The 19,796-nt window shown below is 72.5% G+C and carries 20 protein-coding genes and 1 tRNA gene; 15 read left to right on the top strand and 6 right to left on the bottom strand.

The window, feature by feature from the left end; genetic code table 11:
• Window positions 1-105 precede the first annotated feature (105 nt).
• The 7 genes from ELR47_RS17985 to ELR47_RS17955 all read left to right on the top strand — a co-directional run bounded on the left by ELR47_RS17985 (window position 106) and on the right by ELR47_RS17955 (window position 6,967).
• Window positions 106-1,020 (top strand): ABC transporter ATP-binding protein, encoded by a 915-nt coding sequence (locus tag ELR47_RS17985; protein ID WP_205745358.1) that lies wholly within the window; start codon window positions 106-108, stop codon window positions 1,018-1,020.
• Window positions 1,017-1,793 (top strand): ABC transporter permease, encoded by a 777-nt coding sequence (locus tag ELR47_RS17980; RefSeq protein WP_205745357.1) that lies wholly within the window; start codon window positions 1,017-1,019, stop codon window positions 1,791-1,793. Before ELR47_RS17985 ends, ELR47_RS17980 begins: the two co-directional genes overlap by 4 nt.
• Before the next feature lie 227 nt (window positions 1,794-2,020).
• The gene (gene coxB / locus ELR47_RS17975; RefSeq protein ID WP_165404185.1) at window positions 2,021-3,124 is read left to right on the top strand and encodes a cytochrome c oxidase subunit II; all 1,104 of its coding nucleotides are present in this window, start codon (window positions 2,021-2,023) and stop codon (window positions 3,122-3,124) included.
• A gap of 74 nt (window positions 3,125-3,198) precedes the next feature.
• A complete protein-coding gene (gene ctaD, locus ELR47_RS17970) occupies window positions 3,199-5,181 on the top strand; it encodes a cytochrome c oxidase subunit I (RefSeq protein WP_130651122.1) in 1,983 nt (660 codons plus the stop codon).
• Between the two features lie 96 nt (window positions 5,182-5,277).
• Window positions 5,278-5,859, top strand: coding sequence for a cytochrome c oxidase subunit 3 (locus ELR47_RS17965; RefSeq protein WP_205745356.1), 582 nt, complete (start codon window positions 5,278-5,280; stop codon window positions 5,857-5,859).
• Between the two features lie 39 nt (window positions 5,860-5,898).
• Window positions 5,899-6,231 (top strand): cytochrome C oxidase subunit IV family protein, encoded by a 333-nt coding sequence (locus ELR47_RS17960; protein WP_130651121.1) that lies wholly within the window; start codon window positions 5,899-5,901, stop codon window positions 6,229-6,231.
• Window positions 6,232-6,265: 34 nt separating this feature from the next.
• Window positions 6,266-6,967 (top strand): cupredoxin domain-containing protein, encoded by a 702-nt coding sequence (locus tag ELR47_RS17955; RefSeq protein ID WP_130651120.1) that lies wholly within the window; start codon window positions 6,266-6,268, stop codon window positions 6,965-6,967.
• Here the strand turns inward: ELR47_RS17955 and ELR47_RS17950 are convergent.
• On the bottom strand, window positions 6,910-8,547 hold the full coding sequence (locus ELR47_RS17950; protein ID WP_130651119.1) for an outer membrane protein assembly factor BamB family protein: 1,638 nt from the start codon (window positions 8,545-8,547) through the stop codon (window positions 6,910-6,912). The two genes, ELR47_RS17955 and ELR47_RS17950, sit on opposite strands and share 58 nt — an antisense overlap.
• A 266-nt stretch (window positions 8,548-8,813) precedes the next feature.
• Window positions 8,814-9,782: a COX15/CtaA family protein gene (locus ELR47_RS17945; protein WP_165404184.1), complete on the bottom strand. Its 969-nt coding sequence runs from the start codon at window positions 9,780-9,782 to the stop codon at window positions 8,814-8,816.
• Window positions 9,783-9,891: 109 nt separating this feature from the next.
• On the opposite strand from ELR47_RS17945, the gene ELR47_RS18560 reads away from it, so the two are divergent.
• From ELR47_RS18560 to ELR47_RS17925, 5 genes are all read left to right on the top strand, one after another.
• Entirely contained in the window at window positions 9,892-10,188 is a 297-nt protein-coding gene (locus ELR47_RS18560) for a hypothetical protein (protein WP_165404183.1), read from the top strand.
• A gap of 92 nt (window positions 10,189-10,280) precedes the next feature.
• Entirely contained in the window at window positions 10,281-11,174 is an 894-nt protein-coding gene (locus tag ELR47_RS17940; RefSeq protein ID WP_130651117.1) for a heme o synthase, read from the top strand.
• Window positions 11,175-11,317: 143 nt separating this feature from the next.
• Complete coding sequence (locus ELR47_RS17935; RefSeq protein ID WP_130651116.1) at window positions 11,318-11,992, top strand: TetR/AcrR family transcriptional regulator; 675 nt, start codon at window positions 11,318-11,320, stop codon at window positions 11,990-11,992.
• A complete protein-coding gene (locus ELR47_RS17930) occupies window positions 11,989-12,954 on the top strand; it encodes an ABC transporter ATP-binding protein (RefSeq protein ID WP_130651115.1) in 966 nt (321 codons plus the stop codon). The genes ELR47_RS17935 and ELR47_RS17930 overlap by 4 nt, the downstream gene beginning before the upstream one ends.
• Entirely contained in the window at window positions 12,944-13,789 is an 846-nt protein-coding gene (locus ELR47_RS17925) for an ABC transporter permease subunit (RefSeq protein ID WP_130651114.1), read from the top strand. Before ELR47_RS17930 ends, ELR47_RS17925 begins: the two co-directional genes overlap by 11 nt.
• A 99-nt stretch (window positions 13,790-13,888) precedes the next feature.
• Here ELR47_RS17925 and ELR47_RS18555 read toward each other — a convergent pair.
• Window positions 13,889-13,983, bottom strand: a tRNA-Sec gene (locus ELR47_RS18555).
• 108 nt (window positions 13,984-14,091) lie between these two features.
• Between ELR47_RS18555 and ELR47_RS17920 the strand changes: the two genes are divergently transcribed.
• Window positions 14,092-15,111 carry a sodium:calcium antiporter gene (locus ELR47_RS17920; RefSeq protein ID WP_130651113.1) on the top strand — a complete coding sequence of 340 codons (1,020 nt, stop codon included), beginning with the start codon at window positions 14,092-14,094 and terminating at the stop codon, window positions 15,109-15,111.
• 40 nt (window positions 15,112-15,151) lie between these two features.
• Here the strand turns inward: ELR47_RS17920 and ELR47_RS17915 are convergent, their stop codons facing one another.
• Window positions 15,152-16,279, bottom strand: coding sequence for an ArsR/SmtB family transcription factor (locus ELR47_RS17915; protein WP_130651112.1), 1,128 nt, complete (start codon window positions 16,277-16,279; stop codon window positions 15,152-15,154).
• A 250-nt stretch (window positions 16,280-16,529) separates the two neighbouring features.
• Here ELR47_RS17915 and ELR47_RS18550 point away from each other — a divergent pair, with 250 nt between their 5' ends.
• Entirely contained in the window at window positions 16,530-16,691 is a 162-nt protein-coding gene (locus ELR47_RS18550; protein ID WP_165404182.1) for a hypothetical protein, read from the top strand.
• A gap of 50 nt (window positions 16,692-16,741) precedes the next feature.
• Here ELR47_RS18550 and ELR47_RS17910 read toward each other — a convergent pair whose 3' ends face one another.
• Window positions 16,742-18,199, bottom strand: coding sequence for a M20/M25/M40 family metallo-hydrolase (locus ELR47_RS17910; RefSeq protein ID WP_205745355.1), 1,458 nt, complete (start codon window positions 18,197-18,199; stop codon window positions 16,742-16,744).
• Between the two features lie 210 nt (window positions 18,200-18,409).
• Here ELR47_RS17910 and ELR47_RS17905 point away from each other — a divergent pair, with 210 nt between their 5' ends.
• Window positions 18,410-18,760 carry a nuclear transport factor 2 family protein gene (locus ELR47_RS17905; RefSeq protein ID WP_130651111.1) on the top strand — a complete coding sequence of 117 codons (351 nt, stop codon included), beginning with the start codon at window positions 18,410-18,412 and terminating at the stop codon, window positions 18,758-18,760.
• Window positions 18,761-18,778: 18 nt separating this feature from the next.
• Here ELR47_RS17905 and ELR47_RS17900 read toward each other — a convergent pair whose 3' ends face one another.
• Entirely contained in the window at window positions 18,779-19,771 is a 993-nt protein-coding gene (locus tag ELR47_RS17900; RefSeq protein ID WP_205745354.1) for an HAD family hydrolase, read from the bottom strand.
• Window positions 19,772-19,796: the final 25 nt, after the last annotated feature.

The following is a 19,796-nucleotide window of genomic DNA, read 5'->3' as shown; positions in this document are numbered from 1 at the left end:
CTAGGTCCTGGCCGGCCCGGGCGAGCACCGGGGTGGCGTCCCGACGCCGGTAGGCTCGCGCGCCGTGACGTCGTCCCGCCCCGTCGTGTCGGAAAGCCAACGACCGTGCCCGAGCCGCCCTCCATCGAGATCCGGGGGCTGACCAAACGCTACGGGCGCACCACCGCCGTGGACGGTCTCGACCTCGAGGTGGCCCGTGGGGAGACCCTGGCGCTGCTGGGCCCCAACGGCGCCGGCAAGACCACGACCGTCGAGTGCTGCGAGGGGTTCCGTCGTCCCGACGCCGGCACCGTGCGGGTCCTGGGGCTCGATCCGCACCGCGACGGCGCGCGGTTGCGCCCGCGGGTGGGGCTGATGCTGCAGGAGGGCGGCGTCTATCCGATGGCGCGTCCGGCCGAGGTGCTGCGGTTGTTCGCCAGCTACTACGCCCAACCGCTCGACCCCGAGGCCCTGCTCGAACGGGTCGGGCTCGACGACGCCCGCCGGACCCGGTTCCGGGACCTGTCGGGCGGCCAGAAGCAGCGCCTGTCGCTCGCGCTGGCGCTGATCGGGCGTCCGGAGGTGGTGTTCCTCGACGAGCCGACCGCCGGGCTGGACCCGGCCGCGCGGCGGCTGACCTGGGAGCACGTGCGGGAGCTGCAGGGCCAGGGGGTGTCGGTGGTGCTGACGACCCACCTGCTCGACGAGGCCGAACAGCTCGCGGACCGGGTCGCGATCGTCGACCGTGGCCGCTTGGTGGCCGAGGGCACTCCCGACGAGCTCACCACCGGCGAGTGGGGCGAGCTCGAGTTCTCCGCCCGCGCCGGCCTCGACGTCGCCGTCCTCGGCACCGCGATCGAGGCCGCGGTGTCCGAGCTGCGGCCGGGCCGGTACGTGGTGCACGCGCCGAACTCGCCGCGCCTGGTCGCGGCGCTGGCGAGCTGGCTGGCCGACCACGACGTCGCGCTCGGGCACCTGCAGGCCGGCCGCGTCAGCCTCGAGGAGGTCTTCCTGCGGCTGACCGAGGAGGAGCGGCCGTGACCCGCCCGGCACCGGAGGCCGGCACGGTCGACCGGCGCACCCCGCTGGCGCGCGCCGTGCTGGCGCAGGCCGCGATGGAGTTGCGGCTGCTGCTGCGCTCGGGCGAGTCGTTGCTCGTCACCCTGGGCATCCCGCTGGGCATCCTCGGGTTCTTCTCGGTGGTCGAGGTGCTCCCGACCGGGGACGTGCCCGCCGTCGAGTTCCTCGTGCCGGGGGCGCTGGCGATCTCGGTCGCGGCGACCGGCCTGGTCGCGGTCGCGATCCAGACCGCCTTCGAGCGCAAGTACGGGGTGCTCAAGCGGCTGGGCGGGACGCCCCTGCCGCGGTGGGGCTTCCTGGTCGCCAAGGGGTTGGCGGTGGCGTGCGTGCTGGCCGTGCAGGCGGTCCTGGTCGTCGCCCTCGCGGTCGGCGCCCTGGGTTGGTCGCCACAGGGCGGGGCGCTGCTCGCCCCGGTGGCGGTGCTGGTCGGCGCGATCACGTTCACGGCGCTCGGACTGCTCATGGCCGGGACGCTGCGCGCGGAGGCCACGCTCGCGCTGTCCAACGCGTTGTTCCTCGTGCTGCTGGTGGTCAGCGGGGTCGCCTTCGACGCCGACGCGCTACCGGCGACCCTGGCCGCGATCGGCCGGGCGCTGCCGGTCGGGGCGCTCGGCGAGGTGCTGCGCGCCGCCTTCGCCGGCGAGGGACTGGCGGGTGGCGCATTGGCCGTGGTGGCCGGCTGGGGCGCCGTGGCGGTCGCCCTGGCGGCGCGCCGCTTCCGCTGGGAACCCTGAGCGCGACGCGGTGCCGATCGCTGTCGACCCCGGCAGCGCGCGTCGCGCCGGCCCGGTTGGGTGGCGCTCCGGCCGAACGGCTACCCTCCGCGTCCGAGGAGGGCCGCCGGGACCACGGTGGCTCCCTCCTCCATGGCACGGCAGTCGCGCACCGTCCGGCGGCCGTGCGGTCCCGGGCTTCACCGCCCCGGAGGACGAATCTCTTGCGACCCGTGAGGAGAGCCACGTTGCGCGACCGGACCGCCACGCGCGCCGCGACGCGTCGTCGGACACGGGGGACCCTGGTCCTCGTGCTGGCCCTGGGCCTGGTGCTGTCCGCCTGCACCGCCCCACAGAGCGCGCTGGACCCGGCGGGTCCCTACGCGCAGGACCCGCACGACCTGATCCGCCCCGTCTTCGCGATCGCGCTGTTCGTCTTCGTCCTGGTGCAGGGCCTGATCATCTATGCGGTGATCAAGTTCCGCAAGCGGCCCGACGACGACGGGTCCCTGCCGGTCCAGGTGCACGGCAACACCCGCCTGGAGATCTTCTGGACCGTCGTGCCGGCCCTGATCCTGGCCTTCATCGCGGTTCCCACGGTGCAGATGATCTTCTCCACCATGGACGAGCCCGACGGTGAGTTCCTCACGGTCGAGGTCATCGGGCACCGCTGGTGGTGGGAGTTCTACTACCCCGACTACGACATCTACTCCGCCAACGAGATCGTCATCCCGGTCGACACCCCGGTGCGGCTCGAGATGACGGCGAGCGACCCGGGTCGCAGCGCCGACCTCGGGGTCATCCACTCGTTCTGGATCCCCGCCTGGGCCGGCAAGCAGGACGTCGTTCCCGGGCAGACCACGTTCCTCAACATCCAGGCCGACGCGGCCGGGCGGTACCTCGGGCAGTGCGCCGAGTACTGCGGCCTGAGCCACGTCAACATGCGTATCCGTGGCGAGTCGATGGAACCGGCCGACTTCGAGGCCTGGGTCGAGAACCAGCAGTCCCCGGCCGTGGTGCCCGAGGACGGCCTCGCCGCCCAGGGTGCCGAACTGTTCGGCGCCAGCTTCGACACCGACATCGGTCAGCGCAGCTGCGCCGCCTGCCACCAGATCTGGGACGGCGAGGGCGCACGCAACCCGGGTGTCGGCCCGGACCTGACCCACTTCGCCAGCCGTGAGGAGTTCGCCGGTGCGATCTTCCCGGTCGACGAGGAGCACCTGCGCGAGTGGCTGCGTGACCCGCCCGCGATGAAGCCGATGCAGCCCCAGAACCAGGTCGGCATGCCCAACCTCAACCTCTCCGAGGAAGAGATCGACGCCCTGGTCGCCTACATGCTGGCACTGGAGTGATCCGCCGCACCATCAGCTGACGGTGGCGCCGGCCCGAGACGACCCCGGGCCGGCGGCGAACACGAGGAACCACGATGTCGCACAGCACGACGACCGGCCGCCGGAGCGTGTTCTCGCGCCCGAGCGCCGAGACCGGCTTCTCGAGCTGGATCACCACGACCGATCACAAGAAGATCGGCATCATGTACTTCTTCACCGTCCTGGTGTTCTTCTTCCTGGGCGGGGTCGAGTCGGGTCTGATCCGCGCGCAGCTGGCTCAGGCCGAGCAGTCGCTGGTGACGGCCGAGATCTACAACCAGGCCTTCACGATGCACGGCATCACGATGGTCTTCCTCGTCGTCATGCCGCTCTCCGCCGCCTTCTTCAACTACCTCATCCCGCTGCAGATCGGGGCCCGGGACGTCGCCTTCCCGCGCCTGAACGCGTTCAGCTACTGGATGTACCTGTTCGGCGGGATCTTCCTGTACTCGTCGTTCCTCCTCGGCGGTGCGCCCAACGGCTCGTGGGTGGGCTACGCGCCGCTGTCGGTCGACTCCGTGTCCAACATGGCGTTCTACGCCGTGGGACTGCAGTTGCTCGGGGTCAGCTCCCTGTCGGCGGCCGTGAACTTCATCACCACCATCCTGAACATGCGCGCGCCCGGCATGACCTTCATGCGCATGCCGATGTTCATCTGGATGTCGCTGGTCACCAACTTCCTGCTGCTGTTCGCGCTGCCGATCATCGCGGTCGCGCTGTTCATGCTGCAGTTCGACACCGTGTTCGGGGCGCAGTTCTTCAATCCCGCCACCGGCGGTGACCCGATCCTCTGGCAGCACCTGTTCTGGCTGTTCGGGCACCCCGAGGTCTACATCATGATCCTCCCCGCGATGGGGATCGTGTCCGAGATCCTGCCGGTCTTCAGCCGCAAGCCGCTGTTCGGCTACGCCGCGGTCGCCTTCGCCGGCGCTGCCATCGGCTTCATCGGCTTCGGGGTGTGGGCGCACCACATGTTCACGTCCTCGATCGGCCCGGTCGCCCGCTCGGCGTTCGCGCTCTCGACGATGTTCATCGCCGTGCCGACCGGCATCAAGATCTTCAACTGGGTCTTCACGATGTGGGGCGGCAAGCTGCGCTTCACGACCCCGATGCTGTTCTCCATCGGGTTCGTGTCGATGTTCACCATCGGCGGGCTGTCGGGCGTCACCCACTCGATCGTGCCCCACAACGCGCAGCAGCACGACACCTACTACGTGGTCGCGCACTTCCACTACGTGCTGTTCGGTGGCGCGCTGTTCGGCCTGATCGCCGGGATCTACTACTGGTTCCCGAAGGTCACCGGCAGGCTGATGAGCGAGAAGCTGGGCAAGGTGCACTTCTGGACCTGGCTGCTCGGCTTCAACCTCACGTTCGGCCCGATGCACATGTCGGGTCTGCTCGGCCAGCCGCGCCGCACCGCGATCCTGCCGGGCGAACTGGGCGCGACGGTGGAGCTGTACAACCTGCTCAGCACGGCGGGTCTGCTGGTCCTGGTCGTCTCGGCGCTGCTGTTCCTCTACAACCTGCTGACCTCGATCAAGTCGGGCGTCGCCTCGGGCCCCGACCCGTGGGACGCGCGCACGTTGGAGTGGCTGTCGGCCTCGCCGCCGAAGGTGCACAACTTCGACGCGATCCCCAACGTCAGCCACCGCGACGAGTTCTGGCACCGCAAGTACGCCGAGGACGAGTCGGGACGTCCGGTCGCCGTGCCGGCCGGGGCATCGCACGACCACGTCGCCGACGCCGACGACCGCGTGGCTGCTGCTGGTGACGGCACGGACGCGGCGCACGACGGACACGACGGCGGCGAGCACATCCACATGCCCGACCCGTCGTACTGGCCGCTGGTGATGTGCCTCGGGTTCTTCCCGATGGCGTACGGCCTGATCGGTCCGACGCCGTGGCTGATCGCGATCGGCCTGGTCTGGGTCGTCGTCGGGTACTTCGGCTGGATCATCGAGCCGGTGGCCGAGGGCGACGACGACGACCCGATCGTCGAGGACCCGGCCGCGCCGCGCTCCGGCGTCGCCGCCCACTGACGCGACCACCTCCCCAAGCGAAACGACACCGCCGGGGTCGTCCAGGACGATCCCGGCGGGTGCACACACCGGAAGGCGACAGACGTGGCGGCAGGCGTGCACGAGACCACCCTGGGTCTCGACCACCGCAAGCTGGCGATGTGGGTGTTCCTCGGCTCGGAGTTCCTGTTCTTCGGGGCCTTCGTGTCGGCGTACCTGCTCTACCTGGACGCCACCGCCGGCGGGCCGGGCGTCGAGATCTTCGACATCCCCTTCACCTCCATCAGCTCGTTCGTCCTGCTGATGAGCTCGCTGACGATGGTGCTGGCCCACAACGCCCACATGCGTCGGGACATGCGACGCATGCGCCTGTGGATCCTGGCCACCGCCGGGCAGGGCGCGGTGTTCCTCGGCGGACAGGTGTTCGAGTTCACAGTCTTCTACCGCGAGGGACTCGACCTCACCGCGTCGCCGTTCGCGTCGGGCTTCTTCGTGTTGACCGGTTTCCACGGCCTGCACGTGTTCGTCGGCATCCTGCTGCTGCTGAGCCTGTACTCGCTCTCGCTCACGGGCAAGATCAAGCCGAACCAGGACCTCAAGACCGAGATGGTCGGCCTGTACTGGCACTTCGTCGACATCATCTGGGTCATCATCTTCACCGTCGTCTACCTGATCCCGGAACTCGCGATGGTGGACTGACGCCCGCGGCGTCCCCACCACGACTGACGAGGAAGCGCGATGACCACCACCGAGACGCACGGACCGGAGCAGGCCTCCGGTCACGACGACCATCACCCCGGCCCCCGCGACTACGTCCGCATCGCCATCATCCTGGCGATCCTGACGGCACTCGAGGTCTCGACGTACTTCGTGGACTTCGGCGCGCTGGGCATCCCGCTGCTGATCGTGCTGATGATCGTCAAGTTCATCATGGTGGCCGGGTTCTTCATGCACCTGCGCTTCGACACCAAGCTCTACAGCCGGTTCCTGTACGGCGGCCTGCTGCTGGCGGTCTCGCTCTACACCGCCACGCTGGTCGTGATGTTCTTCGACCAGGCCCCCACCGTCTGATCCCGCTGCCCGTTCGCGCAAAGGCCATCTCGACGTGAAGACCGAGTTCCGCAACCGGGTGTTCCTCCCGATCGTGCTGCCGCTCGCGATCCTGGGCTGCATGGCGCTGTTCATCGGTGCGGTCGCGGCGATCCTGCTCTTCAACACCCACGAGGGTGCGCTGGCGATCGCGGCGGTGGCCGCGGCCGGCATCCTGCTCACGGTGTCGCTGGCGACCTCGCAGGAGCGCCTGGACACGCCGCGGCGCGCCGTGGTCGCGTTCGCCGCGGTCGTGCCGTTCGCGTTGGGCGGTGCCTACGCCGCCGGTCTGCTCGGCGACATCGCCGACGAGGACCGCAACATCAACGCCGAGCCCTTGCTCGTCGTCCCCGACGACGCGCCCATCATCGCGGCCGAGAACTCACTCGACTTCTGCATCCCGACCGACGCCGGCTGCGAGGACGCCGACCTGTGGGAGGTCACCCCGTCCGAGCAGGGCGAGACGCTCGTGTTCGTCTTCGACAACCGGGAGTCGGGCGTGCAGCACAACGTCGTCATCACCGAACTCGAGGGTGACGTGGACGACCCGGCACCGACCGGGGAGGAGTTCGTCTCCTCGACGCTGGTCTCCGGACCGGTGCTCGACCCCTACGTCGACGACGAACTCAGGTGGGAGGACCTGCCGGAGCAGTGGTTCTTCTACTGCGAGATCCACCCGAACATGAACGGCGTGGGCACGGTCGTCGCCGAGGGCTGAGCGGCCGCTGCTCCCTCCTGCTCGAGCCGACCTGCGGGTCGGCTCGACGCATCCGGTGCCACCGCGCTGCGTCCCGTGGCCGGGGCGGGTGAGGCGCCCGACCGGGGCGACGGGGCGGCCGCACGCGACGCCGCGCCCGACGGGGTGAGGGTGAGCACCACCCGGGGGGCGAGCACGAGCCAGTGCCGTCCGTCCTCGGCCGCGACCAGGCCGTAGGCCTCGTCGCCCACGTCGGCGAGATGCCGTCCGCTCGCCGCGTCGTGCAGGTTCGCGACGCGTCGGGCGCGTCCGACGCCGGGTACCACGACCAGTTCGCCGTGCAGCGACGCCCCGACGCGTCGGCCGCCGAGCGGTCGTGGCGCCGGGCGTCGACCCAGCAGTTCGCCGGTGTCGCGGTCGAGGTCCAGTTCGTCCCCCGTGCTGCTCAAGGTCGTGACGACGTCCCCGTCGATGCGGAAGCCGTTGCAGCAGCCCCGTCCCTCCTCGAGCTGGGCCTGCCACGACCGACCGTCGGCGTCGAGGTAGGCCACGCCGTCGTCGTCCGCCCACAGCGCGACGCCGTCGCGCAGGTACAGCCCGACGACGGGCGACTCGAGCCGTCGCACGATCCGGCCGTCGGTGGCGTCGACCACCAGCCCACCGCCCTGCCCGAGCATCACCACGCGTGGACCCAACGGCTGGGGGGTCGCACCTGGCAGCCCGGTCTCCAGCCGCCAGCGTTCGGTGCCGTCCGCCGGGTCGAGCGCCCACAGGGTGCCCTCGGTGTCCTGCAGGACCGGGCCGCGGTCGGTGAGGGCCACGTTGGCGGCCTCCGCCTGCCACCCGAGCGAGCCCCGCGTGGCGTCCACGGTCAGCAGCAGCACCGAGGACCGGAGACCGTCGCGGGTGCGCACGGCCACGTGCCAGTCGGTGCCCTCGGCGCGGGCGGCGCGCACCGACACGGCGCCCGGGACCTCGAGTGACCAGCCCGGGTCACCGCTCGCCGCGTCGAGGGAGCCCAGCATCCCGTCCGGTCCCACCGTGACGACCGCGTCCCCGGTCCCCTCGACGGCGACCACCGTGCGGGCGCCGGTCGACGCCAGGGGCCGTGTCGCCGTCCACCGCCGGGTGCCCGCGGCCACCTCGAAGCCGGCCAGACCGTCGACGGTCACCGCCACGAGATGTCCGGCCGGCGTGATGGCGGGACGTCCCGCGTCCGGCGGGGGATCGGGCAACGACCACCGGTGGCAGGCGTCCTCGACCCGGCAGCGCAGCACCGCGTCGGCGAGGTCGACCGGTGGCGAGCCGACGCCGGGTTCGTCGGTGGACGGTGAGGGATCCGCCGGCGACGGCTCGGGCAGGGTCACCGTGGCGTCCGGCGGTGCACCTCCCGGTGACGTCGGCAGCCCTGCCGACACGGCCAGGCCGCCGAGCACGACCGCGACGCCGGCGCCCAGCGTCAGCAGGCCGGGGATGGTCGCGCGGCCCGTGCGCCGCACCGGCGGCCGGGCCGCGGCGAGCACCGCTCCGCAGCGACCACAGAAGCGGGCGCGCCGAGCCGGCCAGGTGTGCTGGCACACGGGGCAGCGGCGGGTGCCCAACTGGGTGTCTTCCGTCGGTCGGGTTCAGGGGGTTCGGGCCCGCTCCCGGGGCGGACCAGGTGGGTGGGGCCGGGGCGCACCAGGTGGGTGGGGCCGGGGCGCATCAGGTGGGTGGGGCCGCCCCGACGCCACCTCGAGGTCCGACGCCGCGACGTTGGGGTACAGGTGCGCCGGAACGGGCAGCCGCGGCCCGCGCTCGTCGACGTCGGCGGTGGAGTCGCCCAGCACGAACAGCCGAACAGGGCCGGTCCCCGGCCCCGGCGTGCTCATGCCGTCGAGACGTCGCGCGCCAGCGGCGGCCGGGAGGCCTCCGTGTCGGCCGGGTCGCCGGGCAGGTCCGGCAGTGGACGCGCCCGCGCCCAGCACGACACTGCGGCGGCCCACACCAGCGCGGCCCCGAGAATGTGCAGCGAGACCAGCCCCTCGGGGATCCCCAGGGCGTACTGCGTGTAGCCGATGGTGCCCTGCAGCAGCTCCAGGCCGAGCAGCACCCGCAACATCGACCGCAGTCGGGGCGGCCCGCTTCGCCAGGTCACCGCGACCAGCGCGACCGTCAGCCCCAGCAGCAGCCACACGGCGTCGGCGTGGGCGATCGCCACGAACCGGATGTCGACCCCCAGGCGCGGGACCTCCGGGTCACCGGCGTGCGGGCCGGCGCCGGTCACGATCGTCCCGAGCACCAGGACGACGGCGGCCACGACGAGCAGGACGGTGGTGGCCCAGCGGATCCCGCTCGAAGCGGGCACCCGGTCGGCGGGATCCCGGGCCGGCGGGCGCACGTACTCGTGCAACGCCACGGCCACCGCGATGAGCACCATCGACAACAGGAAGTGGGCCGCGACCGTCCACGGCGTCAGGCGCAGCAGCACCGTGATGCCCCCCATCACCGCCTGGGCGAGGACACCCAGCGGCAGGGCCCAGCCGAGCAGCCGGATCGGTCGCGGATGCGGTCCGGTCCGCCGCAACTGCACGAACACGGCGATGGCGGCGGCGAGCACCACGAAGGTCAGCAGCCGGTTGCCGAACTCGATCGCCGTCTGCCAGCCGGCGTGGTCGCCGCCGGGCGTCGGTACCAGCTGTCGGCCGTCGCAGGCGGGCCAGGTCGGACAGCCGAGACCGGACCCGGTGACCCGGACCACGCCGCCGGTGAAGACGATGCCGATGTTGGTCACCAACGCGGCCAACGTGAAGCGGCGCAGCAGACGCAGCGAGGCCGGGGCAGGGGAGGTCGCCATGCGCCGAGGGTACCCCTGCCAGCGCGCCTCCAGACCCCCGGGTCGCCGCAGGACCGGAACTACGAATACCCTGGGGTCGGCCCCCTCCGCGCCGTCAACGGACCGCATCGTGTCGACCTCCGCCCCTTCCTCGCGGAACGTCGCCGCTGGCGCCGACACCGTGGTCGCCACACCCGTCGCCGTCCACCGCCGCCGCGCCGTCATCCTGCTCGTGCTGGCGCTGTTCCAGTTCTGGCTGTGGGGCACCCGCATCAACAACCTCGTCCGGGACGCCGGGGACTTCTCGGCCGCGTTCGTGGCCGTCCACGCCGTGCTGTACGCCGCCGCCATCGGTGCCGGCGTCGTGCTCGCCGTGCTGGGGGTGCGCATGTGGCGCGAGGCGCGGGCGCCCGGAGGGCGACCGTGAGCTCCACCGCCTCCGGCCGGGGCGGCGTCACCCCCGGTACCGGCGACGCAACGGCCGCTGGGGACGAACCTCGCGCGGCAGCGGTCGGTCCGATGCACACGGCCGGACGCTACGAGTCCCGGCGGGCGACCCTGCGTCGCTACCTGCTGGTCACCAAGCCGCGCATCATCGAACTGCTGCTGGTCACCACCGTGCCGTCCATGGTGGTCGCCGCGCGCGGCTGGCCGGGTACCTGGCTCGTGATCGCGACCGTGCTCGGCGGAACGATGTCGGCCGGCAGCGCCAACGCGCTCAACAACGAGATCGACCGCGACATCGACCGGATCATGGCGCGCACCTCGGCGCGCCCCACCGCCACCGACGAGGTGCCCCAGGGGCACGCGCTGCGGCTCGGGCTGGTGCTCGGCGTGGCCGGCTTCGCGTGGCTGTGGGGGTTCGTCAATCTCACCGCCGCGCTGCTGGCCACCTCCGCGATCCTGTTCTACGTGTTCGTCTACACCCTCGGGCTCAAGCGGCGCACCAGTCAGGCCGTCGTCATCGGCGGCGCCGCCGGCTGCGTGCCCGTGCTCACCGGCTGGGTGGCCGTGCCGGGCGCGACCCTTGCCGACCCGACCCCCTGGCTGCTGTTCGCCCTGATGTTCTGGTGGCAGCCGCCGCACTTCTGGGCCCTGGCGATGAAGTACCGCGAGGACTACGCCCGCGCCGGGCTGCCGATGCTCACCGTCGTCCACGGCAACGACGAGGCCACCCGTCACATCCTGCTCTACAGCTACCTGCTGCTGTCGATCGTGCTGCTCACCGTCGTCGGTGCCGGTCTCGGGTGGATGTTCGCCGTCGTCGCGCTCGGTATGACCGCCGGCTGGCTCGTGCTCGCCCACCGCCTGCGCCGCACCCGCACCATCGGCGACGCCATGAAGCTGTTCCACTACTCGACGATCTACGTGGCGGTCGTCTTCGTCGCCGCCGCCGTCGACGCCGTGCTCTAGATCGGATCGCCGCGGTTCCTCGTGGGGGTTGCGGGGGGAGCTGGCCGGAGCGTGGGGCCGGACTGGTCACCGCCGACGGCCGCTTCGGCCGTACGTCCGCGTCGCTCTTGACGACAACTGAACATGTGTTTAGCGTACTGAACATGAGTTCAGTCGAGGCGGGCCCGCCGACGGGCGAGACGGATGCCGACCGCACGGCGCGGGCGCGGATCCGGGACACGGCCATCCGCTGCTTCGCCGAGTCGGGTGTCGCCGCGACCTCGGTGCGGGCCATCGCCAAGGCGGCCCGGGTGTCGCCGGCGCTGGTGATCCACCACTTCGGCTCGAAGGACGCCCTGCGGGTCGCGTGCGACCAGCACGTCGCCGCCCTGGTTCGCGAGCAGAAGGTCACGGCGATGGCCGAGGGCCCGAGCCTCGACCCGCTCGCCGCCTTCCGCGTCTACCGCGAGGGGCCGCCGCTGCTGCCCTACCTCGCGCGCACGCTCGTCGACGGTTCCCCGCACGTCGCGGAACTGATCGACGAGATGGTCGCCGACGCGGTCGGCTACCTGCAGACCGGGGTGGACGCCGGGATGCTCACCCCGAGCGACCACCCCTACGGCCGCGCCGCCGTGCTCACCCTGTGGTCCCTCGGTGCGCTGGTCCTGCACGAGCACACCCGGCGGCTGCTCGACGTCGACCTGCTCGGCGACCCGCAGGCCGCGACCGACTACTTCCTGCCGGCCCTCGAGCTGTTCGGCGAGGGCCTGCTGACGCGCCAGGCCTACGACGCCATCCAGGCGTCGATGTCACACCCTGCCCGGGAGGACGGATCATGACCGACGTGGCGATCCGCGCAGAGCGTCTGGTGAAGGACTACGCCGGCAGCGGTCCGCCCTGGAAGCGCACGGCGCCGTTCCGGGCCCTGCAGGGCGTGGACCTGGAGGTGCGACGCGGCGAGGTGTTCGGGTTCCTCGGCCCCAACGGTGCCGGGAAGTCGACCACCATCCGCATCCTGCTCGACCTGCTGCGCCCCACCGCCGGACGCGTCGAGGTGCTCGGCCGGACGCCGGCCACGGCCGGCCCGTCCCTGCGCGCCCGCATCGGCTACCTCCCGGGCGAGCTGACGATGGCGGGGCAGCGCACCGCCGGGGAGGAGCTCGCCTACCTCGTCAGCCTGCGTGGCGGCGCCGGCCGCGACGCGATCGCGCCGCTCGCCGAGCGGTTCGGGCTCGACCTCGACCGGCCGATCCGTGGCCTGTCGAAGGGCAACAAGCAGAAGATCGGCGTGATCCAGGCCTTCGTGCACGCGCCCGAGCTGCTGATCCTCGACGAACCGACCAGCGGCCTCGACCCGCTGCTCCAGCGCGAGTTCCTCGACCTGGTGCGCGAGGCCCGCGACCGCGGCGCCACCGTGCTGATGTCCTCGCACGTGCTCTCGGAGGTCGAGGACGTCGCCGGCCGGGTCGCCATCATCCGGGCCGGCGAGATCGTCGACACCGACGACGTGGGCACCCTGCGCCACCACGCCGGCCAGCAGGTGGTGCTGCACTTCGGTGACCACGTCGCCGTCGAGGAGTTCCACGGCCTGCCCGGCGTCGAGGACGTCCGTCTCGACGGCGGGCAGCTGACCTGCCTGCTGCGCGGCGAGCCCGACGCCCTGCTGAAGGTGGCCGCCCGCCACCACGTGCGCGGGTGGTCCGCCCAGGACCGCGAGCTCGAGGACCTGTTCCTCGACTTCTACCGGCTGCCGGTCGACCCGGTGGCCGAGCGCGAGGAGGTGGCCGCCCATGGCCGCTGACACCCTGCCCCGGACCGGTGCCGACGCCACGGACACCGCGCCGCCGCTCGCCGTCCTGCGCGGCGTGCTGCGCGACCGGCGACGCTCGCTGCTGCTGTGGTCGGTGGCCCTGGCCGCGATCACGGCCGTCTACGTCAGCTTCTATCCCGCCATGGGCGAGGGCGCCGACCTCGACGTGTTCGTCGAGAACCTGCCCGAGGGACTCGTCAGCGCGCTCGGCTACGACCAGATCGGCACCTCCGGCGGCTACCTGGGCTCGACCGTGTTCGGCATCCTCGGTCCGGCCCTGTTGCTGGTCTTCGCCATCGGCTGGGGGGCCCGCACGCTGGCCGGTGCGGAGGAGGACGGCACGCTCGAGCTCGAGCTGACCTCGCCGGTCAGCCGGACGCAGGTCTACCTCGAACGGCTGGCCGCCCTGTGGCTCGGCGTGCTGCTGCTCGCCGCGGTGGTGTTCGCGACCACCGTCGGGCTGATCGCCGTGCTCGACATGGAGTTGGCGACGGTCAACGTCCTCGCCGGCTCGGTCGGACTGCTCCTGCTCGGCCTCGCGCTGGGGACGCTCGCCGTCGCCGTCGGTGCCGCGACCGGCCGACGCGGGATCGCCCTCGGCACCGCGGCCGGGGTCGCCGTGCTCGCCTTCGTCGCCGACGCGATCGGCCCGATGGTGGACGGGCTCGGCTGGCTGACCGCCGTCTCGCCGTGGTCGTGGTACCTCGGCGAGGACCCGCTCGTCGAGGGCTTCGACGGCGTGGGTCTGTCCCTGCTCGCCGCACTGGCCGTGGTGGCGGCGCTCGCCGGGCTGGTCCGCTACCGGCACCGCGACCTCGGGGTCTGACCGGCGACCTGGCCGTGCGCCGTCGCCCGCCGTCGCCCGTCGCCCGCCGTCGCCCGTCGGCCGCCGCGGACCTCGCGTCCGCGGCGGCCGACCGCGTCGCGGAGGCGGACGGGAATCGAACCCGCCAGAGGGCGCCGAGCGCCCTCTCGTCGGCGTTGAAGGCCGCGGGACCCACCAGGCGTCCGGACGCCTCCCCACCCCTGGCAGCCAGGGGTACGGACGGCAGTCTAGGCGGACGTCCCTGCCGGGCGGACGGGCGGGGCCGCCGGCGGGAGGTCGGCGCTGGCCTAGGGTCCGCGGCCATGCCCATCCTTTCCCTTCCCGTGGCGTTGCTCGCGCTCGCGCTCGCCGCGGGCGCCATCGCGCTGGCCGGACCGCGGATGGTGCGGGTCGCCGATCGTCTCGCCGACGTCACCGGCCTCGGCGAGGCGTTCGTCGGAGCGGTGCTGGTGGGCGCGGCGACCTCGCTGCCCGACATCCTCGCCACCGCCCTGCCGGCCGTCCGCGGGTTCGCGGAGCTCGCGGTCGGCAACGCGCTGGGCGGGGTGCTCGGGCAGACCGCGTTCCTGGCGATCGCCGACCTGACCTACCGGCGGGCCAACCTCGAGCACGCCGCCGCGTCGCTGCCCAACCTCGTGCAGGGCACGTTGCTGATCACCCTGCTCGGGGGCGTGATGGTGCTGTTCACCGCCCCGGAGGGCGCCGTGCTCGGGGTGCACCCGGGGTCGCTGGTCCTGTTGGTGGTGTACGGCTACGGGCTGCGGCTGGTCACCGAGACCTCGCAGGCGCCGATGTGGCGGGCGGTCGAGACCGAGGAGACGACGCTCGACGTCCCCGACGAACCGGTGTCCGACGACGGGGCCCCCGCGCGCCTGTGGGGCGCCTTCGCCGGCCTCGCGGCGGTGCTGGCCGGCGCCGGCATCACCCTGGCGGTGGCCGGCGAGTCGCTGGTGTCGCAGGCCGGTTGGAACGAGGCGGCCGTCGGGGTGTTCCTGACCGGTGTGGGCTCGTCGCTGGCGGAACTGGTGGTGTCCATCGCGGCGATCCGTGCCGGTGCGTTGACCCTGGCGGTCGGCAACGTGATCGGCGGCAACACCTTCGACACGCTGCTCGTCGTCGTCGCCGACATCGCCTACCGCGACGGATCGGTGTACGCGGCGGTCGGGAGCAGCGCGCCGCTGGTGACCGCGCTGGCGCTGGTGGCGACCGCCGTGATCACCCTCGGGCTGTTGCGTCGCGAACGCCACGGCGTGGGCAACATCGGCGTCGAGTCGGTCGTCGTCCTGCTGCTCTACGTCGGCGCGATCGCGCTCGTCGTGTGAGCGGTGCACCGCCCGCCGCCGGGCGGGACGGGGAACGACGTCAGCCGCCGTCCACGGCCGTGTCCCCGTCGCGCCAGCCGGGGGCGCGCAGGTAGCGCGCCAGGGCCTCGGCGGCGGTGTCGGCCGGGTCGCCCCGCAGGCCGTACTGGGTCCGTCGTCCCTCCTCGCGCAGGCTGACCAGTCCGGCCTGGCGCAGCAGCGCGAGATGGTGGTGTGCGGTGGCCTTGGCGACCTCGAGCTCCTCCATGGCGTCGGCCAGCATGATCGGCCCACCGCTCATGCGGCGCAGCAGCCGAAGACGGCCCTCGTCACCCAGTGCCTTGGCCAGCTTCACCAGGCTCGGCGGCGGTGCCTCGCTGGGCAGCGCGACGAACTGGTCGGCCACCGGGGTGGACAGGACCTCGACCTCGTCGAGGCGGCCGAGGATCAGCCACGGTCGGAACCAGAAGCTCGGCAGCAGCACCACCCGCCGCAGCGTGCGGTCGTCCTCGGGCAGCTCGTAGCCGTTGGTGGCCTCGAGAACGACCTCGGCGGGCGGGACCTCGTCGTCGAGCTGGCGCCGGCGGTGCAGCACGTCACGTTCGATGGCGCCCATCGCCTCGTCCTGCAGGTCGCGGAACACCTCGGACTCGAACCGGTCGATGGCGGCGACGAGCCGGTCGCGGTAGTCGGCCGGGCTGGTCCGCAGCAGCACCTCGAGCTCGGCGGGGCATTGTCCGGCGGCATCCATCGCGCGCAGCGCCTCGAGGGCGTCCTCGTCGCCGTCCAGCACCCGTTGCACGAGCTCGACCGGGTTCGGGCCGTCGTGGTAGTGGTCGGAGAACACGAGGTTGGCCGCCAGCAGCCGCCACGGCAGCATCGGATCGTCGTGCAGCGCCTCGCGGATCTGCTGGACCGTGCCCGGGGCCGGCACGACGGCGCCCGCCTCGGCGAGCAGCAGCAGCGCCTTGTCGCCACGGTCGCCCGAGAGCGCCCGCAGTTCGTCGAGCAGGTCGTCGGGCGTACGCGCCCGGACGGCGGCGATGCGCTCGGGTCCGACGTCGAACGCGTCGGGGTCGTCGGTGATGAGCACGCCCGCGCAGCGCAACAGCTCGGCGCCGCTGGACGCGCGCACCTCGACCGCGGGGGTGGGCACACGCCCGCCGGCGCGGAGGTCGACCAGTCGCATGGCGGCTCTCTGACGGCTTTCGGACGCCCGCAGCGTATCCGCCCCACCGCCTGTCGAGCGGTCTCGAACGGCATCCGCCACCCTGGTTCGACGGAGGCCAAATGGTCAGGGGAGTAGCGTTCGACACGCGTCGTACGAAGTGGTTCGATGGACGTCGAACGGCTCGCTCGACGAGCCGCGGACGCACACGAGGCCGGACGCCACCGGGATCACGATCCCGGGCGACGCCGGACGAGCGAAGGATTCCCCCATGGTGGACCAGGACCTGCAGGCACAGACCGATACCAGGCACGCCGAGCTGCGGCGCTCGGTCGACGCCACGCGCGCCCGCCGACGCCGCCGTGGCCGTGCGCGTCCCGATGGCCGCCTGCGGGCGACGGGACGCCGCACGGACCGGCAGACCCGCCGCTGACCACCACGCCTCCCGGCGGCGACGACCCGGCGGCGACGTCGCTGCGGCCTTCAGGCGGTCGGGACCTCGGCCAGGCCGGCCAGCAGGAACGCCTCGGTCAGGCAGGCCTTGGCGAAGTCCTCGAGGTGGAGCGACTCGTCCTCGCCGTGGGCGTTGGAACCGGGGTCCTCCACCCCGACGAGCAGGCACGGCGCGCCACCGAACGCGTCGCTGAACGGCTCGACGAACGGGATCGAGCCGCCGCAGCCCATCGCGGCGGGGGCACGGCCGTACGCGGCCGTCATCGCCGCGACGGCGGCGTCCCAGGCCGGACCGCCGGGCTCGGTCACCCAGGCCGGGTTGCGCTCCCCGAAGACCACCTCGACCTCGAGCCCCCACGGCACGTTCGCCTCGAGGTGGCGGCGCAGCGCCGCCAGCGCCCGCTCGGGGTCCTGCCCGGGAGCGAGCCGGCACGACAGCTTCGTGCGCACCTGCGCGAGCAGCGTGTTGGCGGCGTCGGCCACCGCCGGCACGTCCATGCCGGTCGGGGTGATGGTGGGCCGCATCCACAGCCGTTCGAGGACCGTGCGACGGTCGTCGCCCACGAACCCGGCGCCCGGCACCAGGCGGGCGTCGCGGCGGAAGTCCTCGGCGAGCGCGACCCCGTCCCCCTCGAGCTCCGCCAGCCGGGCGCGCTCGTCCTCGCCCAGCGGGCGCACGTCGTCCTCGAACCCGGCCACGGCGATGGCGCCGGTGTCGTCGTGCAGGCTCGCGAGCAGCCGCACCGTGCCCGTCAGCGCGTCGGGGACCACGCCGCCCCACATCCCCGAGTGCACCGGTTGCTGCATGGCGCGCACCGTCACGGTCACGTCCGCCATGCCGCGCAGCGCATAGGTGAGTCCGGGCCAGCCGACCTGCCAGTTCGTCAGGTCGGTGAGCACGATCACGTCGGCCTGCAACGCTGCACCGTGGCGCGCGAGGAACCGCTGCAGGTTGGGCGAGCCGATCTCCTCCTCGCCCTCGACCACCACCTTGACGTTGACCGGCAGCGACCCGCGGGCGTCGAGCCAGGCGCGGATCGCCGCGACGTGGGCGAGGATGCCCGCCTTGTCGTCGGCCGATCCGCGCCCGTACAACCGGCCGTCGCGCTCGGTCGGCGCGAACGGTGCCGAACTCCAGCGGTCGGGCGTGCCGACCGGTTGGACGTCGTGGTGGGCGTAGAGCAGCACCGTCGGTGCGTCCTCGCCGGCGTGCACCCACGAGCCGGTCACGTACGGGTGCGTGCCGTCGAGTTCGAGCAGCCGGACGTCCTCGAGGCCGGCGTCGCGGAGCCGGTCGGCGGTCGCCTCGGCCGAGCGGCGGCAGTCGGCCACGTGCTCGGGTTGGACGCTGATCGAGGGGATGCGCACCAACTCGCGCAGCCAGTCCAGCGTCTGCGGCAACTGCTCGGCGAGCCGTTCGGCGACGTCGTCGAGGCCCTCGGGCACCCGGGTCTCGGCAGGCAGGCGGGACAACGGCTCGGCGGACACGTCGGGACCTTCGGTCGGCAGCAGGAGGCGGTGCGAGGCGGTGGCGAGGTGGTGGCGAGGCGGTGACCAGGCGGTCGCGAGTCTGCCCGACCCGCCACCGAGGTGCGCGAACCCGAGCCGTTGCCGCCGATTCCGCCGGTGCGGCCCTCGCGGCGACTATCCTCGCGCCGCAACATCTGGCGGTCGACTGGTCACGGAAAAGGCGAGCGGGTGGGCCACGCAGCAGACGTGTGGGAGCAGCTGTCGGGCATGCTCGTCAGCAGCGACGTGTCGGGGGTGCCGCAGCTGTATGCGGCCGACGCGCTGTACCTCGAGCCCTACAACCCGCCGCACCGCGGCAACCTGCTCATCCAGGCCTACCTCAAGGACTGGCTCGGCGGCAAGGAAGAGCTCGCCGTGCAGGCCAAGCGGGTGATCGAGGCCGCCGACGGCGCCTCGCTGGGCGTGGAGTGGACGATCTCGTACACGGCTGCCGGCCGGCGCTGGAACAACCTGCCGCGGGCGAGCTTCTTCGGCTTCGACGCCACCGGCCGCATCAACTACCACCGCGACTACACGTAGTCCCCGGCTGGCGGGAATTCAGCCGTCCCCGCGCAGCACGAAGCGCCAGACCGCGAAGCCGACCGCCATGGCGCCCACCGCGCCGGCCAGCACCTCGTTGCGCGGCTTGGCGACCTCGGGCAGACGGTCGCGCAGGCGGACCGGCGCGTGGAAGTCGCGCACGGCCCACGACATCGCGGTGGCCGCGGCACGCAGCTCGCGGTCCGGATTGACCGCGACCGGGTTGCCGACCACGGTGAGCATCGGCAGGTCGGTGATCGAGTCGGAGTAGGCGAAGCACCGGTCGAGGTCGTAGCCGCGGACCTCGGCGACCTGCCGGATCGCGGTCGCCTTCGCCCCGGCGTAGGCGTAGAACTCGAGCGTGCCGTCGTAGCAGCCGGTGTCGTCGATACCCGAACGGGTCGCGATGACGTCGCGGACCTCGAGGTAGTTCGCGAACGGCTCCACGATCTCCTCGCCCGACGAGGAGACGATCCAGACGTCGCGGCCGGCGCGCTGGTGCCGGGTGATCAGGTCGAGCGCCTCGGCGTAGGCCAGCGGGGCGATCACGGTCTCCATGGTCTCGCGCACGAGCCGCCGCACCCGCGCGGCCTCCCACCCCCGGGTGAGCTCGATGGCGGCGTGCCGCATCTGCTCCATCTTGTCGTGGTCGGCCCCGACGAGTTGGTAGACCGCCTGCGCGTAGAAGGTCTTGAGCACCGTGGTGGAACTGATCAGTCCGTCACGCAGCAGCGTGCGGCCCATCACCAGCGTCGACGAGCCGGCGATGATGGTCTTGTCGAGGTCGAAGAACGCCGCTTCGCTGGCGCCGGTGCGCCCCGCGGCGACCTGCTGCAGGAACGCCTCGCCGAGGCGGTCGGCGTCCGGGCGGGCGTAGCGCTGTTCGGTCTCGTCCGTGGCGCTCGTGGTGGGCCCGACCAGCTCGGCGGCGGCGGACACCACCCGGTCGAGGGATGGCCGGCCCTCGACGGTCGGCGTGTCGTGTCGGTCGCGGTCGGGGTTGCGGCCCACGGCGGAAGGTCCCCCTGCGGATGGT

It is taken from the genome of Egicoccus halophilus, assembly GCF_004300825.1.
GTDB classification, from domain to species: domain Bacteria; phylum Actinomycetota; class Nitriliruptoria; order Nitriliruptorales; family Nitriliruptoraceae; genus Egicoccus; species Egicoccus halophilus.
Note: the sequence above shows the minus strand (reverse complement) of the source record. Positions and strands in the feature narration are given on the sequence as shown.